Source organism: Xylanimonas allomyrinae (assembly GCF_004135345.1).
GTDB classification, from domain to species: domain Bacteria; phylum Actinomycetota; class Actinomycetes; order Actinomycetales; family Cellulomonadaceae; genus Xylanimonas; species Xylanimonas allomyrinae.
Window position 1 is genome coordinate 2,982,553 of record NZ_CP035495.1, and the last position, 13,960, is coordinate 2,996,512.

General features: G+C 74.7%; 14 protein-coding genes and 1 pseudogene. 9 read left to right on the forward strand and 6 right to left on the reverse strand.

Features of this window, described 5'->3' with window-relative positions:
• Positions 1–162: 162 nt before the first annotated feature.
• The 4 genes and pseudogenes from ET495_RS13515 to ET495_RS13530 all read left to right on the forward strand — a co-directional run bounded on the left by ET495_RS13515 (position 163) and on the right by ET495_RS13530 (position 4,239).
• Entirely contained in the window at positions 163–1,026 is an 864-nt protein-coding gene (locus tag ET495_RS13515; protein WP_129205228.1) for an alpha/beta fold hydrolase, read from the forward strand.
• 186 nt (positions 1,027–1,212) lie between these two features.
• Entirely contained in the window at positions 1,213–2,187 is a 975-nt protein-coding gene (locus ET495_RS13520) for a C40 family peptidase (RefSeq protein WP_129205229.1), read from the forward strand.
• Positions 2,188–2,240: 53 nt separating this feature from the next.
• Positions 2,241–3,935: pseudogene (locus ET495_RS13525) on the forward strand (FAD-dependent oxidoreductase); the annotation flags it as partial.
• Between the two features lie 31 nt (positions 3,936–3,966).
• Complete coding sequence (locus ET495_RS13530) at positions 3,967–4,239, forward strand: metal-sensitive transcriptional regulator (protein ID WP_129205230.1); 273 nt, start codon at positions 3,967–3,969, stop codon at positions 4,237–4,239.
• A 213-nt stretch (positions 4,240–4,452) separates the two neighbouring features.
• Here the strand turns inward: ET495_RS13530 and ET495_RS13535 are convergent, their stop codons facing one another.
• Positions 4,453–4,986, reverse strand: coding sequence for a DUF1697 domain-containing protein (locus ET495_RS13535; protein ID WP_129205231.1), 534 nt, complete (start codon positions 4,984–4,986; stop codon positions 4,453–4,455).
• A 273-nt stretch (positions 4,987–5,259) separates the two neighbouring features.
• Here ET495_RS13535 and ET495_RS13540 point away from each other — a divergent pair, with 273 nt between their 5' ends.
• Together ET495_RS13540 and ET495_RS13545 are read left to right on the forward strand one after the other, a co-directional pair.
• Positions 5,260–5,730 carry a hypothetical protein gene (locus ET495_RS13540; RefSeq protein WP_129205232.1) on the forward strand — a complete coding sequence of 157 codons (471 nt, stop codon included), beginning with the start codon at positions 5,260–5,262 and terminating at the stop codon, positions 5,728–5,730.
• A 175-nt stretch (positions 5,731–5,905) separates the two neighbouring features.
• Entirely contained in the window at positions 5,906–6,274 is a 369-nt protein-coding gene (locus ET495_RS13545) for a hypothetical protein (protein WP_129205233.1), read from the forward strand.
• A 10-nt stretch (positions 6,275–6,284) separates the two neighbouring features.
• Here ET495_RS13545 and ET495_RS13550 read toward each other — a convergent pair whose 3' ends face one another.
• Positions 6,285–6,923: a hypothetical protein gene (locus ET495_RS13550; RefSeq protein ID WP_129205234.1), complete on the reverse strand. Its 639-nt coding sequence runs from the start codon at positions 6,921–6,923 to the stop codon at positions 6,285–6,287.
• A gap of 171 nt (positions 6,924–7,094) precedes the next feature.
• Between ET495_RS13550 and ET495_RS13555 the strand changes: the two genes are divergently transcribed.
• Positions 7,095–7,517, forward strand: coding sequence for a hypothetical protein (locus tag ET495_RS13555; RefSeq protein ID WP_129205235.1), 423 nt, complete (start codon positions 7,095–7,097; stop codon positions 7,515–7,517).
• Positions 7,518–7,560: 43 nt separating this feature from the next.
• Here the strand turns inward: ET495_RS13555 and ET495_RS13560 are convergent, their stop codons facing one another.
• A complete protein-coding gene (locus ET495_RS13560) occupies positions 7,561–8,748 on the reverse strand; it encodes a sensor histidine kinase (RefSeq protein ID WP_129205236.1) in 1,188 nt (395 codons plus the stop codon).
• A complete protein-coding gene (locus ET495_RS13565) occupies positions 8,745–9,410 on the reverse strand; it encodes a response regulator transcription factor (RefSeq protein WP_245993080.1) in 666 nt (221 codons plus the stop codon). Before ET495_RS13565 ends, ET495_RS13560 begins: the two co-directional genes overlap by 4 nt.
• 67 nt (positions 9,411–9,477) lie before the next feature.
• On the opposite strand from ET495_RS13565, the gene ET495_RS13570 reads away from it, so the two are divergent.
• Positions 9,478–10,116 (forward strand): nucleoside/nucleotide kinase family protein, encoded by a 639-nt coding sequence (locus ET495_RS13570; protein WP_129205237.1) that lies wholly within the window; start codon positions 9,478–9,480, stop codon positions 10,114–10,116.
• A gap of 4 nt (positions 10,117–10,120) precedes the next feature.
• Here ET495_RS13570 and ET495_RS13575 read toward each other — a convergent pair whose 3' ends face one another.
• Positions 10,121–10,861, reverse strand: a complete 741-nt coding sequence (locus ET495_RS13575; RefSeq protein ID WP_129205238.1) for a VOC family protein — start codon at positions 10,859–10,861, stop codon at positions 10,121–10,123.
• Between the two features lie 95 nt (positions 10,862–10,956).
• On the opposite strand from ET495_RS13575, the gene ET495_RS13580 reads away from it, so the two are divergent.
• A complete protein-coding gene (locus ET495_RS13580; RefSeq protein ID WP_211340847.1) occupies positions 10,957–12,360 on the forward strand; it encodes a lyase family protein in 1,404 nt (467 codons plus the stop codon).
• Here ET495_RS13580 and ET495_RS13585 read toward each other — a convergent pair.
• Positions 12,335–13,867: an APC family permease gene (locus tag ET495_RS13585; protein WP_425471140.1), complete on the reverse strand. Its 1,533-nt coding sequence runs from the start codon at positions 13,865–13,867 to the stop codon at positions 12,335–12,337. The genes ET495_RS13580 and ET495_RS13585 overlap by 26 nt on opposite strands.
• Positions 13,868–13,960: the final 93 nt, after the last annotated feature.

Below are 13,960 nucleotides of genomic sequence, written 5' to 3' on the forward strand. Positions count from 1 at the left end.
CCGCGGCGAGCGCCCGGCACCCGGCAGCGGGTACCGGCGCTGCCTGCCCGGCGGCGTACGTGACGGCCGGGCCTGCGGCCGAGGGCCGTGGGGGTGACGATGAGTCCAGCATCGCGCCGCGGTCTACCGCACCGTTCCCCGTCCCACCCGAAGGAGCCTGCCGTGCCCGCCACGAAGACCGTCACCCTCGACGTCCCCGGAGCCGTCCTGACCTACGACGTCCACGTGCCCGCCGAGCCCTCGGCTGCCCGGCCGCTGTTCGTGGTCGGCAGCCCCATGGGCGCCGCCGGGTTCGCCACGCTCGTGAGCCACTTCGCCGACCGGACCGTCGTCACCTACGACCCGCCCGGCATGGACCGCAGCACGATCACGCCCGGTCACCACCCGGACCCGCTGACGCGGGGTGTGGCGCTGCACGCCATCGGGCAGGCCGTGGGGCTGGGGCCGTACGACTTCTTCGGCAACAGCGGCGGCGCCGTCGACGGGCTGGCCTGGGTGCAGCAGTTCCCGCGCGACCTGGTGCGCGCGGTGCTGCACGAGCCGCCGCTGGCCCCGGTGCTGCCCGACGGCGACGTGGTCGCGGCGGCGATGGACGACGTGCACGTGACATACGAGTCGCGGGGGTTCGGCGCCGCGATGGCGAAGTTCTTCGTGCTCGTCTCGGCGCAGGGCGAGCTGACCCCGGACTTCCTCGACCTGCCGGCCCCGGACCCGGCGCAGTTCGGCTTGCCCACGGCCGACGACGGCGTGCGCGGCGACGCCCTGCTGGGCGTCAACATGCGCACCATGCAGCACTGGGTGCCCGCCTTCGCGGCCGTGCGTGCGGCGTCGACGCAGATCGTCCCCGCGGTGGGCGCCGAGTCGGGCGGGACGATGGCCGCCCGCGCGGCGCGTGCCCTGGCCGAGGAGCTGGACCTCCCGGTGGTGGAGCTCCCTGGCGACCACGGCGCCTTCATGGGCGGCGAGTACGGCCAGCACGGCAAGCCCGAGGAGTTCGCCGCCGCCCTCCACACCCTCCTGCCCTGACCCCCGGTCAGGTCGGCAGTCCGTCGTCTGCGCGGCAGCCCGGGCGGCCGACCTGACGACGGACTGCCGACCGGCCACCCCTCCCCAGCCAAGGGAGTCATGAGCGGGTTTGGGAGGGGTCAACGGTCGATCATCGACTTGCCAGCGATCGGGATACGCCATCGGTTCGCGGGGACCCCACCACCCTTGCCTACGGTCGGGGCACACGAATGGCGTGGGACTGCACGCCGCCTGCCGCACCCTTTCCCGATCTGCGGCATCGAGGATTTCCGTGAACTCACGCCACACCGCACGCCACCGCGTCGAGCGCGCCCCGCTGTCGACCCTGACCGGCGCGATCCGTGCCGTCGCCGTCGAGGCTCCCAGGGGGGCGGGGCGCAGTGCCGTCGTCGTCGCCACGGCCGGGGGCATCGCGTTCTCGGCCATCGCGCCCGCGGGTGCCGAGCCGCTCGGGGGGAGACCTCCGGTGAGGCCGGGCTGCGCCTGGAGTCCCTGCCCGCGGTCACCGCCGACGGACCGGGTGCGGCCTCCGACGCGATCCGCCTGGCCGAGGCGCGCGCAGGCGGCGGCCGGGGCGAGTCCCTCGACCTCGCCACGCGGGTCGAGAAGCTCACCGAGCAGGCCGTCGTCGCGCTGAGCGCGGCGCCCACGGTCGTCGTGCCCGAGCAGACGCGCATCGACGTCGAGCGCATGGAGGACGACGACGTCGTGGCGACCATCGAGGTCACGCCCGCGCCGCCGCCGCCCGCACCGCGCCCGCAGCCGGCCCGCGCGGCGGCCGCCTCGCGCACCGCGGAGCGCCCGGCCCCTGTGACCGGGGCGCGTTCGGCGGCCGCGAGCATCGCGATGCGGTACATCGGCGTGCCCTACGTCTTCGGCAGCTCGAACCCGGCGGTCGGGTTCGACTGCTCGGGGCTGCTCGTCCACGTCTTCCGCCAGATCGGCGTCAACCTGCCGCACCAGTCGACGCGCATCCGTGACTCGGCGCTCACGCAGCGCATCTCGCGAGCGGACGCGCGGCCGGGCGACATCATCTGGTCGCCGGGTCACGTGACGATCTACCTCGGCGGTGGCCGCCAGATCGAGGCCACGCGGCCGGGTGAGACCGTCCGCACGAGCCATCTCTGGCAGTCGAACCCGGTGTTCCTGCGGGTGATCTGACTTTTCCGGGTAATACCCCCCACGGTATAAACCCTGGGGGGTATACTGCTTGCATGAAGATCGTCATCGTCGGCGGTGTCGCCGCCGGAATGAGTGCCGCGGCCCGAGCGCGCCGCCTCGACGAGTCCGCCGAGATCGTCGTCCTCGAACGCGGCGAGCACGTCTCCTTCGCCGGCTGCGGGCTCCCGTACCACGTGGGCGGCGAGATCCCCTCGGCCGACGGCCTGCTCGTCCAGACCCCCGCCTCGCTGCAGGCCGCGCTCCGCCTCGACGTGCGCACGGGGCACGACGTGATCGGCCTCGACGCCGAGGCGCGCACCGTGCGGGTCCGCACGCCGCACGGCGAGGAGTCGATCGGGTACGACGCGCTCGTGCTGGCCCCGGGCGCGCGCGCGGTGCGCCCGCCCCTGCCCGGACTCGACGCGCCGTGCGTACGCACGCTGCGCACCGTGCCCGACGCCGTCACCATCCGCCGCTGGGTCGACGCCGGCGCCCGCCGCGCCGTGGTGCTGGGCGCCGGGTTCATCGGCCTGGAGGCCGCCGAGCAGCTCGCCGCGGCAGGCATGCAGGTCTCGCTGGTCGAGGCCGCCCCCCAGGTGCTGCCCCCGCTGGAGCCCGAGCTGGCCGCCCTCGTCTCCGAGGAGCTGGCCCGTCTCGCGGTCACGGTCCGCACCGGGGTCCGCGCGACCGGGCTCACGACGGCCTCGGCGCCTGAGAGCGTCCCCGCACCCGGCCGCCCGGACCCGGCCGTCGTCGTCCTCGACGACGGCACCCGCATCGAGGCGGACCTCGTGGTCCTCTCCGTGGGCGTCCGCCCCGAGACCGAGGTCTTCGCGGCCGCCGGTGTGGCCACCGAAGGCGGCGCGATCGTCGTCGACGACCACGGCCGCACCAGCCTCCCGCACGTGTGGGCCGCCGGTGACGCCGTCGTGTCCACAGCAGCCACGACCGGGGCGCGGCGCCCGGTGCCGCTCGCCGGCCCGGCCAACCGGGCGGGGCGCCAGGTCGCCGACGCGATCCTGCGCCCCGAGCGCGCCCGGCCGCTCCCGACGGCGCTCGGCACCGCCGTCGTGCGCGTGGGCCGGCTCGCCGCGGGCCTGACCGGCGCGCGCAGCGCGGAGCTGGCGAGCGCGGGCGTCGCGCACCACACCATCCACCTGCACCCGCAGCAGCACGCCGGGTGGTACCCGGGCGCCACGGCCGTGCACCTCGTCGTCCACTTCGACGACGACGGACGCATCCTGGGCGCCCAGGCCGCAGGGGAGGACGGTGTGGACAAACGTCTCGACGTGCTCGCCACGGCGATCCGCGGCGGGCTCACGATCGAGGACCTGATCGACCTCGACCTCGCCTACGCCCCGCCGTTCGGCGCCGCGAAGGACCCGGTCAACCTCGCCGGCATGGTCGCGGCCAACGTGCTCGACGGCACCCTGCGCCTGTGGCACGCCGCGGACCTGGACGACGTCGTCGCGTCGTCGCTGGTGCTGGACGTGCGGTCCCCGGCCGAGTTCGCGACCGGGCACCTGCCGGGCGCGCTCAACGTGCCGCACACCGAGCTGCGCGAGCGGCTCGACGAGGTGCGCGACGACGCCGCGGGTCGGCCCGTGCGGGTCATCTGCCAGTCGGGCGTGCGCGCCCACATCGCCCACCGCGTGCTCGCGCAGGCGGGCCTCGACTCGGCGTCGCTGTCGGGCGGCATGCTGACGCTGCGCGCCGCCCTCGGCGCGGCCGCGGCGGACCGCCTCGTCCGCGACGACGCCCCCAGGAGGTGCTGGTCCGATGACCCCCGATGCCCAGGCCCAGAAGCGGATCCTGAACCGGCTGCGGCGTGCCCGTGGTCAGCTCGACGCCGTCATCGCGGCGGTCGAGCGCGGCGGCTCGTGCCGCGACGTCGTCACGCAGCTCGCCGCGGTGTCCAGTGCCCTGGACCGCGCGGGGTTCACGATCGTCTCGACGGCGATGCGCGACTGCCTCGCGGAGCCCGGCGACGCGGCCGAAACCGAGCGCCTCACCCCGGAGGAGCTCGAACGACTCTTCCTCATGCTCGCCTGACCGGGCGCGACGCACCGAACCCCACGACCGAAGGAGACTCCTGTGTGTTACCCCACCCCCTGCGCGACCTGCGGCAAGACGACCTGGGCTGGCTGCGGCGAGCACGTCGACGCCGTCAAGGCGCAGATACCGGCCGGGCAGTGGTGCGGCGGCCACGACGACGCACCCCCGACGGGATTCCTCGCGAGGGTCTTCGGCCGCTGACGGGCCGTCTCAGCCCGGGCGCGCCTGGGCGAGCCGCACGAGCGCCGCGACCGTGTTGAGGTTGCGGGCCGTGCCCCGTGCGGCAGCGGGGATGCGCAGCCTGGAGCGCCCCATCCCGTTCGGGTAGTGCACGTACAGCGCACGCTCCCCGAGCCGCACCTGCTCGCCGTCGTCGGCGCGGGTGACGGTCTCCAGTGCGTCCGACGGCGGTGCCCCGGGCAGGAAGAGCACGGCCACGCGGTTGCCCGGCTCGGCGGGGAACGGGTTCGCGTCGAGCACCCGCCGCAGCTCCGCGGGGCCGCGCACCAGCACGCCGACGGGGCCGCCCGCGTACGCCTCGAGCGCGGCCTCGAGCGCGTGCGCCACGGCGGTCTCGCCCTCGGGGCCGGCGGCGCCGGACTCCAGGAGCAGGTTGCCGCTCGCGATGTAGGTCTCGACGCCGGTGTACCCGGCCTCCAGAGCGATCCGCCGCAGGTCGGCCATGGGGAGCTTGCCGGTGCCGCCGACGTTGACGGCGCGCAGCAGCACGACGTGGGTGGTCACGCTCCGACGGTAGGGGGTCGTCGTGCCGGGTGACAAAGCGGGCCCGCCGCGCCGAAGCCGCATGCGTGAGGCGAATCAGATTGCGACACTCCACGGACGCACTCGGAGCACACCTGCGAACATGGCGAACGTTTGCAACCAGGCCATCGGTGTGCGCCGAAGAGCGCACTCGCGTGTCGTGGTGGTGGTCGAGGCTTCGCTTCGGGAGGCCAGAAGCGTGATTGGAGTGGCGTGATGAGTTGGCCAGCGTGGGCAGGAGATGCTCCGACATGGGTGACAACGGCCGCGGTCTTCTTCGCGGGCGGACAGTTGGTCCTGGATCGACGTCGCCGTGAGACTGAAGAGGATCGTGCATCCAAGCACCAGGCGTCGAAGCTGTCTGCTTGGGCGGTCTCAGACCGTCAGAGTCAACCGCTGGCGTTCGGCGTGGTGGTGAGCAACAGGTCGGACTCAACGTTCCACAACGTTGCCGTCGATGCATTTATCCACCACAAACAGTGCACTCAGATCTCGCTCACGGTTCTTCCTCCGGGCGAGTACTTCGTTGAGTTGGACCAGAAAAATTCCGCAGATCACAGAAACTGGGCGTGGGAGTACGCCGTCGAGCAGCGGGAGCACGGGAGGTCCCTGCGCGCCTATACGGGCACCGAAGGCTACTCGGTTCTGTCGATCGCATTCACCGACAACCTTGATCAGCGTTGGAGAGCAGACAAGCACATGGTGCTTCGGCGAGTCGCGTCCTGATCGAAGGGGTCGAGCGCCGCGCGCGCGGCAGGCGTGGCATTGCCCGGCAGGAACGGCGCCCGCCCCTCTCGGGCACAACGTCACGCCCGAAGGGACCGAAGTCCCCATGACCCGGGCGCCGTCGTACGGCACAGTCGAGACTCCGAGGACGTCCGTGCCCAGGGAGGCCGCACACATGGAGGCGATCGACGCTCGCGCGTGCTCCGACCCGGAGGGCCGCCGGACCGACGCGGACGAGCGCGACCGGTTGTGCGTCGATCCGCACGCGCGCTGGGTCGGGTACTCGGTGCGGGGCGTGTTCCGCGTCTCGACGGCGTGGACCGGCGGGGACGCGTCGGGCGGTGACCCGGTCCCGCTCGTCTACGAGACCCTGGTCACGGTGGCCCCCGCCGCATCGCCGCAGGTGCTGGCCGCCGCCGTGGGTCACGGTCTGCCGTACAGCGTGCGCTACCCCGACCGCACGTCGGCGGTCATCGGCCACGACCGGGCGATCGGCATGGTCGTGGACTGGCTGGAGAGCGCGCGGTTCACGGCGGCGCGCTGAGGCGCGTCGTTCAGGAACCCGCGGTGGGGGCGACCGTCTCGCCGCCCATGTCGACGGCCACGCGGCCGGCCACGTAGGCCGCGTTGGCGTGCAGCACGTCGGCGGGCACGGGCGGCAGGCACTCCGACCAGTCCTGGAGCGGTGAGCCGCGCAGCTGCGGCACGCGCGCGGGCCGCCCGAAGAGGAACATGTGCAGGTGCGCGGCGCCGTCGCCGTACTTGGCGACGTGGGCGCGCCCGACGCTCGGCAGCGCCTCCAGCGCCCCGCTGACCGAGACGACGAGCTGGCCCAGCTCGGCGGCCAGCTCGGACGTCAGCCCCGTGAGGTCGTGGTGCGCGACCGGTTCGAGGAAGAGCGTCAGCGGCAGGCTCGACGGTTCGACCAGGCGCAGCACCCACCGGTCGTTGCGCCAGATCGTGCCGGGCCGTTCGGCGCCGGGCGTGGCGCACCAGCATGTCGCCGGGTCCTCTCCCCGCCGTGGCGGTTCGGTGTCGGCCATCGGCTGGAGCGGCTTGAGTCGCAGGCCTGCGGCCTCGAAGGGAAAGATGTCCCAGGTCATCGCGCTGCCGTCGACGACGGGCAGGCGTCCGTCGTCGTCGGTCGCGGCGGCGACGCGCGCGTAGTAGGACTCGGCGGACTCCGGCTTCATGCGGGCATCAAACCAGGCGTGGAGCGGTTGCGACAGGCGGGGCGCTCGCGGTGCTCCGCCAGGGGCGTGCAGCCCGGCGCCCCGCGCGGTCGCGTCGTCGGACGACGGCGGTCCCGGGCCGCCGCGACGCGCGCCCGGCCCTGGGCGGCGGGCGGATGCCACACTGCTCGGGTGAGCGACGAGTGGGTGGCGCAGCGGACCGAGGCCGCGCGCGTCCAGGCAGAGCGGCTGCGGGCACGGCAGGACGCCGTGCACCGGCAGGCCGAGGCGCTGCTGAGCGAGTTCCTGCCCGTCGTGACCGCGCACGGTCCAGCGCCCCAGGCGCTGCGGGTGCGCGGCTACGGAGGCCGCGGCGAGGCCCGCACGCGGCTGCGCGGGTGGTACCTGCGCATGGACCGCACGGCCGCGCTCGGCACCGACGGCCGCTTCTATGTGCTGATCGCGCCGTTGTCTGCCGTCGACCGGCTGCGCGGCGTGCATCCCGCGCCCGCCCGGCCACCGCTGGTGCTGGGTGAGGGCGGCAAGGACGGTGAGTCGGTCGAGCTGCCGGTCGCGCTCGAGCGGGTGCTGCCGGGGTGGCGCGGGCTCGCCTGACCATCTGCGGCGCGGCGCCGGTGAGGCTCAGGACGCGGGCCGGTCAGCCCGCCTGACCCAGCGCGCGGTCCTTGTCCGGGTCGAAGGGCAGCGTCAGGTGCAGTCGCGCCCCGCCCAGCGGGCCGGGGCCCAGGTCGAGCGTGCCGCCGCGGCTCTCGATGCGTCCGGCGTGCCGCACCAGCCCGTGGTGGGCGGGTTGCGGGTCGGGCACCCCGGTGCCGTCGTCGTCGACGTCGACGTCGAGCACCCACGTGTCACCGGCCTGACGGGCGTCGATGGCGACGTGCACCGTGGTGGCGCGCCCGTGCTTGAGCGCGTTGGTGACGCCCTCCTCGACGGCGTAGACGACGACGAGCCGCTCGGCCAGCGGCAGCGGGTTGCCGTCGCCCGCGAGGCGGCGGTAGCCCGGCCCGACGTCCAGCGAGGTGGCGATCTGCGGCGGCAGCCGGTGCAGGAGCTGTTCGACGGCGCGTGCCGTGCCCAGGTCGACGCCCGAGGGGAACACGGCGTGGCTGAGCGAGCGCACCTCCTGTTCGCGGATCTCCTCGAGCCGTTCGGTGAGGTCGCGCAGCTCGGCCGACGTCGTGGGGTCGCCGGCCGCGAGGCGTGCGGCGAGGCCGTCCAGACCGGCGGTGACGGTGACGAGCTGGTACTGGAGGGTGCCGTGGAGCTGGTCGGAGACCATGCGTCGCACGCGCAGCTCCTCGGTCTGGAGGTCCTCGACGGCGCGTGCGGCACGTTGCTGCGCGTGCAGGCGGCGAATCTCCTCGTCGCGTGCCCGGATCACGAACTGTGCGGTGAGCACGCCTGCGCCGACGGCGAGGAACCCGGCGGCGAAGCCCGAGACCCACTCGGCGACGAGGAACACCCAGCCCGACGGCGTCGAGTAGATGGCGTGCAGCGCGCCGACGCGGGGCAGGGACGCGACGAGCGCGACGGCGGCGATGAACGGGTAGAGAGCCCGTGCCGGCCACCGCATCGGGCGCAGCGAGAACGTGGCACCCACGATGAGCAGACCGTAGGCCAGGTTGACGCCCGCGACGCCGAGCGCTTCGCCGGCCGAGGCCCATGCGGCGAGCCGGGCCGCGGTGTGCCACCCGCCCCAGGCCGCCCACTGGGCGAGCGCCATGAGCGAGAGGATGACCACGTTGATCGACGACAGCAGCACGCCGATGCGGGTCGGGTCGAGCGGGCGCAGGGTCGCGCGCGCAGCCGTTCGTGTGCGCGTCACGTCCGCCATGTGCGCCCGGTCTGCTCGATGAACGCGAGCACTGCGGCCACGCGGCGGTTGCTGCCGTCACCGTCGATGCCGAGCCGCTGGTAGATGGACTTCAGGTGGCTCTCGACCGATCGCGTGTTGATGCCGAGCCGTTCGCCCGCGGCCTGGTTGGACAGGCCCTCGGCGACCAGGCGCAGCACCCCGAACTGGGCGGGCGTGAGGTCGGCGACCGCGGAGCCGCCGCGCGGCTCGGACCGTTGCACGAGGTAGGGGTCGACGACGACCTGCCCGCTCGCGGTCGCGGCGACCGCGCGCACCAGCACGTCGCGCGCGAAGCTCGACCGCTTCGACAGGTAGCTCCACGGCCGGGGCGCGTCGGCCTGCACGGATGTGAACAGGCCCATCACGTCCTCGGACGACAGCAGCATGACCGCGAGCTGCGGGTCCTGACGCTGGAGCTGTACGCCGAGCGCGACGCCGTTGCCGTCGGGCAGGTGGACGTCGAGCAGCGCGACGTCCACCGAGCCGGGGGTGAACACCAGCCGGGCCTCGGTGACGCCGGGGACCGAGTGCACCACCGTCAGGTTCGGCTCTGCCGAGAGCGTCTGCTCGAGCATCCCGCGCATGAGCGCCTCGTCCTCGACAATTCCGACGCGTACCACCTGATCTGTCACTCCATGATCGTAGGTCGATCACGGGGAGGGCTGCCCGCCCGCGCGCGCCGCGTGGCAACATGGCGCGATGCGGGCAGAGCCGGTGACGTTCGAGGCACTGATCGAGCATGTCGTCGCCGTCACCGCCGCGACCTCGGGAAACGCGGCGTCACCGGGAACGGCGCGGGTGCTGGTCGACGGCCATCCCGCGACCCGCCCGTGGGCGCTGGCGGATGCGCTGGTCGCGCCACTGCGCGCCGCGGGGCGGCCCGTCGCGCGTGTGCGAACACGTGACTTCTGGCGTCCGGCGTCGTTGCGGCTCGAGCACGGGCGGCGCGACCCGGACGCGCTCCTGGACCGCTGGGTCGACGCCGGTGCGCTCAACCGGGAGGTGCTCACCGCCGTCGTCACGCGCGGGCGGTACCTGCCGACGCTGCGCGACCCCGTGACCGACCGCTCGACGCGCGCGGCCTACGTCGCCGCGGCACCGGGCACCGTCGTCGTGCTCGACGGGTCGCTCACGCTGGGCCTGGGGCTCGACGTCGACGTGTCGGTTCACCTGGCCCTGTCACGGGCCGCGGAGACGCGCGGAACCGCGCTCGACGACGCCTGGCAGCTTGCCGCGTACGACCGCTACCGGCGAGAGGCCGCACCCGAGCGGCGCGCCGACGTCGTCGTGCGGTACGACGACGCGCGGCACCCCGCGCTGGTGCGCCGCGACCGCTGACGGCTCAGCCCCAGCACAGGCAGAACGGGTGACCTGCCGGGTCGGCGAAGACCCGGAAGGTGCGGCCGCCGCCCGGCAGGCGCGTCGCGCCCAGCGCGAGCGCCGCCGCCTCGGTCGCGTCGGGGTCGCGCTCGCCGATGTCGAGGTCCAGGTGGAGCTGCTGCGGGCGGGCCGGGTCGGGCCAGGCCGGGGGCGTGTACCCCTCGACCTGCTGGAACATGACCGTCCGTGGGCCGTCGAGCATCGCCATGCCCTCGCCCTCGTAGGCGATCTCCTCGCCGAGCACGCCCGCCCAGAACCGGGCGGCCGCGGCGGCGTCGGGCACGTCGACCGTCACGCCCCACACGGTGGTGCGGTCGACCTCGTCGCTCGCGCACAGGTCGAAGGGGTGCCCGGCCGGGTCGGCGAGCGTGTTCCAGGTCGCGTTCTCGCGCAGCAGCGTGGCCCCGAGCGCGACGGCGGAGGCGGTCGCCGCGGCGAGGTCCGGCACGCGCAGGTCCAGGTGGAGCTGCTGCGGGTGCTCCTGCCCCGGCCAGCGGGCCGGCACCAGGTCGGGGGCGTGCTGGAGCCCGACCAGCCAGCCCTCACGGGTGCCGAGCACCAGGAACTGCCCGTCGTCGTCGGACTCCTGGACGACGCGCGCGCCCAGGAGCGGGAGCCAGAACGTGCCTGCGGCCGCGACGTCGGGGACGTCGAGCACGACGGTCTCGACGACCCCGAGGCCGGGGGTGGTGGGTGCGCCCATGCCCCCACGGTCGCCGCGGGGTGGCGGTGGCGCAACCTCGCGCCCGGCAGCCGACGTCGCCGTGCTGAGGGAGGATGCCCGCAGGAGGTGGTCGCGTGATCGTCGCTCCGTTCGGGCGGTTCACCGAGGGGCGCGTGCCCGATCCGGGCATCGCGGCCCTGTTCTCGCGCGAGCACCGCTGGCAGGCGCGGCTCGACGTCGAGGCCGCGCTGGCGCTCGCGGAGGCCGACGCGGGCCTGGTGCCCGTCGAGGCCGCGAAGGCCATCGCGCTCACGGCCCGGCTGGAGAAGCTCGACATCAAGCGCGTCCTGGCCGCGACCACGGAGGCGAGCCACCCGCTGGTGCCGCTCATCGAGGAGTTCGCGCGCGTCGTCGGCACGCAGCACGGCGGCTGGGTGCACTGGGGGGCCACGACGCAGAACGTCACGCAGACGGCCGACGTGCTGGTGCTGCGCGAGGCGCACGCCAGGATCAAGGCGCTCGTCGGGGACGTGCTGCGGGCGGGTGCGGCGCAGGCGCGGCGGTCGGCGCGGCTGCCGCTCGCGGGGCGCACGCACTCGCAGCACGCGGTGCCCATCACGTTCGGGTTCAAGGTGGCGGCGTGGCTCGACGAGCTGGTCGCGCACGCGGACCGGCTCGAACGTGTGGAGGACCGGCTGTTCTGCGTGCTCATGGGCGGTGCGGTCGGCACGTTCGCGTCGTTCGGGTCGGCCGGCCGCGCCGTCGAGGCGGGCGTCGCGCGGCGTCTGGGCCTGCACCCGATGCGGGTGCCGTCACGGGCCATCAACGACGGCATCGTGGAGTACGTGCTCGTCCTGGCGCAGATCGCGGGCACCATCGGCAAGATCGCCAAGGACGTGTACGCGCTCATGCAGCCCGAGTTCGGGGAGGCGTTCGAGCCCATCCCGCCCGGCACCGTCGGATCCTCGACCATGCCGCACAAGCGCAACCCCCAGCTCGTGCTCGACATGCTGACCATGTCGGCCGAGCTGCGCGCCCTGGCGGCCCCCGCGCTCGAGTCGATGCTGCACGACCACGAGGCCAACGGGGCGATGACGGCGCTGCTGGAGGACGTCTCCGCGTCGGCCACCGTGCTCGCGGGCGACATGCTGGCGCGCCTGGACGTGGTGCTGGCCGGGCTGGAGCTCGACGGCGAGCGCATGCGCGCCAACCTGCGCCTGTCGGCCGGGATGATCGGCTCGGAGTCGCTCATGCTGGCGCTCGGCGAGAAGATCGGCCGCCAGCGGGCGCACGAGGTGGTGTACGACGCCGCGCAGAAGGCCGCGGTCACCGACACGCCGTTCCTGGACCTGCTCACCCAGGACCCGGTGGTCATGGGCACGTTCACGGTCGAGGAGGTGCGTGGCCTGCTCGACCCGACGGGGTACCTGGGCCGCTCGGTGCAGATCGCGGAGGGCATGGCCGCGCTCGCGCAGGGGGTCGCCGCACGCCTCTCGGACGGGCCGGCCCGCGTCAGCGAGCCCGGGCCCGGAGCGTGAGCGCGCGCAACCCGACGCCTGCCGCCAGCACCGCCACGCCGCCCAGCACCGACGCCGCCGGCAGCGTCACGCACAGCGCGGCGCAGCCCAGCACGCCGAACGCCTGGAGCGCGCGCGGCGAGCGCCGGTCGGCTCCCGTCTGCGTCCAGGCCGCGAGGTTCGCCACGAGGTAGTACGCCAGCACCCCGAAGCTCGAGAACCCGATCGCCCCGCGCAGGTCCACGCTCAGCACCAGCACGACGACGACGGCGGCGAGCGCCACCTCGGCACGGTGCGGCACCCGGAACCGGGGGTGGACGGCCGCGAGCCCGCGCGGCAGGTCGCCCTCGCGCGCCATGGCCAGCGCGGTGCGCCCGACCCCGGCCACGAGGGCGAGCAGCGCACCCAGCGAGGCGACGGCCGCCCCGGCCCGCACCAGCGGCGACGCCCATCCGCCCGCCCACGCGGCGCCCGCAGCCGCACCCGCCTGCCCGCCCGCCTGCCCGCCCGTCAGCCCTCCAGCCAGCCCTCCGGTCGCGCGCTCGACGGCGTCCGCGAGGGGTGCCGCGCTCGCGGCCGTGCCGTCCGCTCCGAGCACGGCCAGCAGCGTGACGGCGACGGCGGCGTACACCGCGACGGTGATCGCCAGGGCGACGACGATCGCGCGCGGGATCGCGCGGCGCGGGTCGCGCACCTCCTCGCCCATGGTGGCGACGCGCGCGTACCCGGCGAACGCGAAGAACAGCAGCCCGGCTGCCTGGAGCACGCCGTACCAGCCCGCGGGGCCGCCGAACGGGGACGCGGCCGAGGGGCCGCTCGTGGCGCCGACCGTGCCGACCGTGCCGACGGTGCCAGCGGTGCCGACCGTGCCGACGGTGCCAGCGGTGCCGACCGTGCCGACGGTGCCAGCGGTGCCGACCGTGCCAGCGGCGCCGGCCGTGCTGGCAGTGCCCGCCGTGCCGACGGTGCTCGCGGCGCCGGCGACGGGACCGCCCGGCCCCCCGAGGTGCCCGGCCCACGCGACGACGAGCGACGCCGTCAGCGCCACCAGCACGAACGCGACGATCCACCGCGCCAGCCGGGCCGTGCGGGTCACGCCCCGGTAGTTGACCGCGGCCAGCACCACGACGGCCAGCGCCGCCACGGCCCGCCGCACCGCCGTCGGCGACGCATCGGGTACGGCATACGCCGCGAACGTGAGCGCCATCGCCGCGCAGCTCGCCGTCTTGCCGACGACGAACCCCCACCCGGCCACGAATCCGGCCCAGGGGCCGAGGCGCTCGCGGCCGTACACGTAGGTGCCGCCCGCCACGGGGTACTGCGCGGCGAGCTGGGCGGAGGCGAGCGCGTTGGCGGCCGCGACGGCCGCCGCCAGGCCGAGCGCGACGAGCAGCGCGCCCCCGGAGCCGGCGGGCAGCACGGCGCGGGCGGCCGGGGAGAACGCGGCGAACACGCCGGCGCCGATCATCGAGCCGAGCCCGACGACGACGGCGTCTGTCGTGGTCAGGCGCCGGGCGAGCGTGGTCACGCGCACATCCTGCCCGGAGCGGGCGTCGCCCGCGCCCGCGGTCGGTCGCCGCGCGCCGAGAACGATTGCCAATCGACTGAACACGTGTTTAGC

Bases quoted from the DNA above. Each gene is read 5' to 3' on its own strand.
- ET495_RS13530 (WP_129205230.1), top strand. From the start codon at position 3,967: ATGACCCCCGATGCCCAGGCCCAGAAGCGGATCCTGAACCGGCTGCGG.
- ET495_RS13545 (WP_129205233.1), top strand. From the start codon at position 5,906: ATGGAGGCGATCGACGCTCGCGCGTGCTCCGACCCGGAGGGCCGCCGG.
- ET495_RS13550 (WP_129205234.1), bottom strand. From the start codon at position 6,923: ATGAAGCCGGAGTCCGCCGAGTCCTACTACGCGCGCGTCGCCGCCGCG.
- ET495_RS13570 (WP_129205237.1), top strand. From the start codon at position 9,478: ATGCGGGCAGAGCCGGTGACGTTCGAGGCACTGATCGAGCATGTCGTC.
- ET495_RS13575 (WP_129205238.1), bottom strand. From the start codon at position 10,861: ATGGGCGCACCCACCACCCCCGGCCTCGGGGTCGTCGAGACCGTCGTG.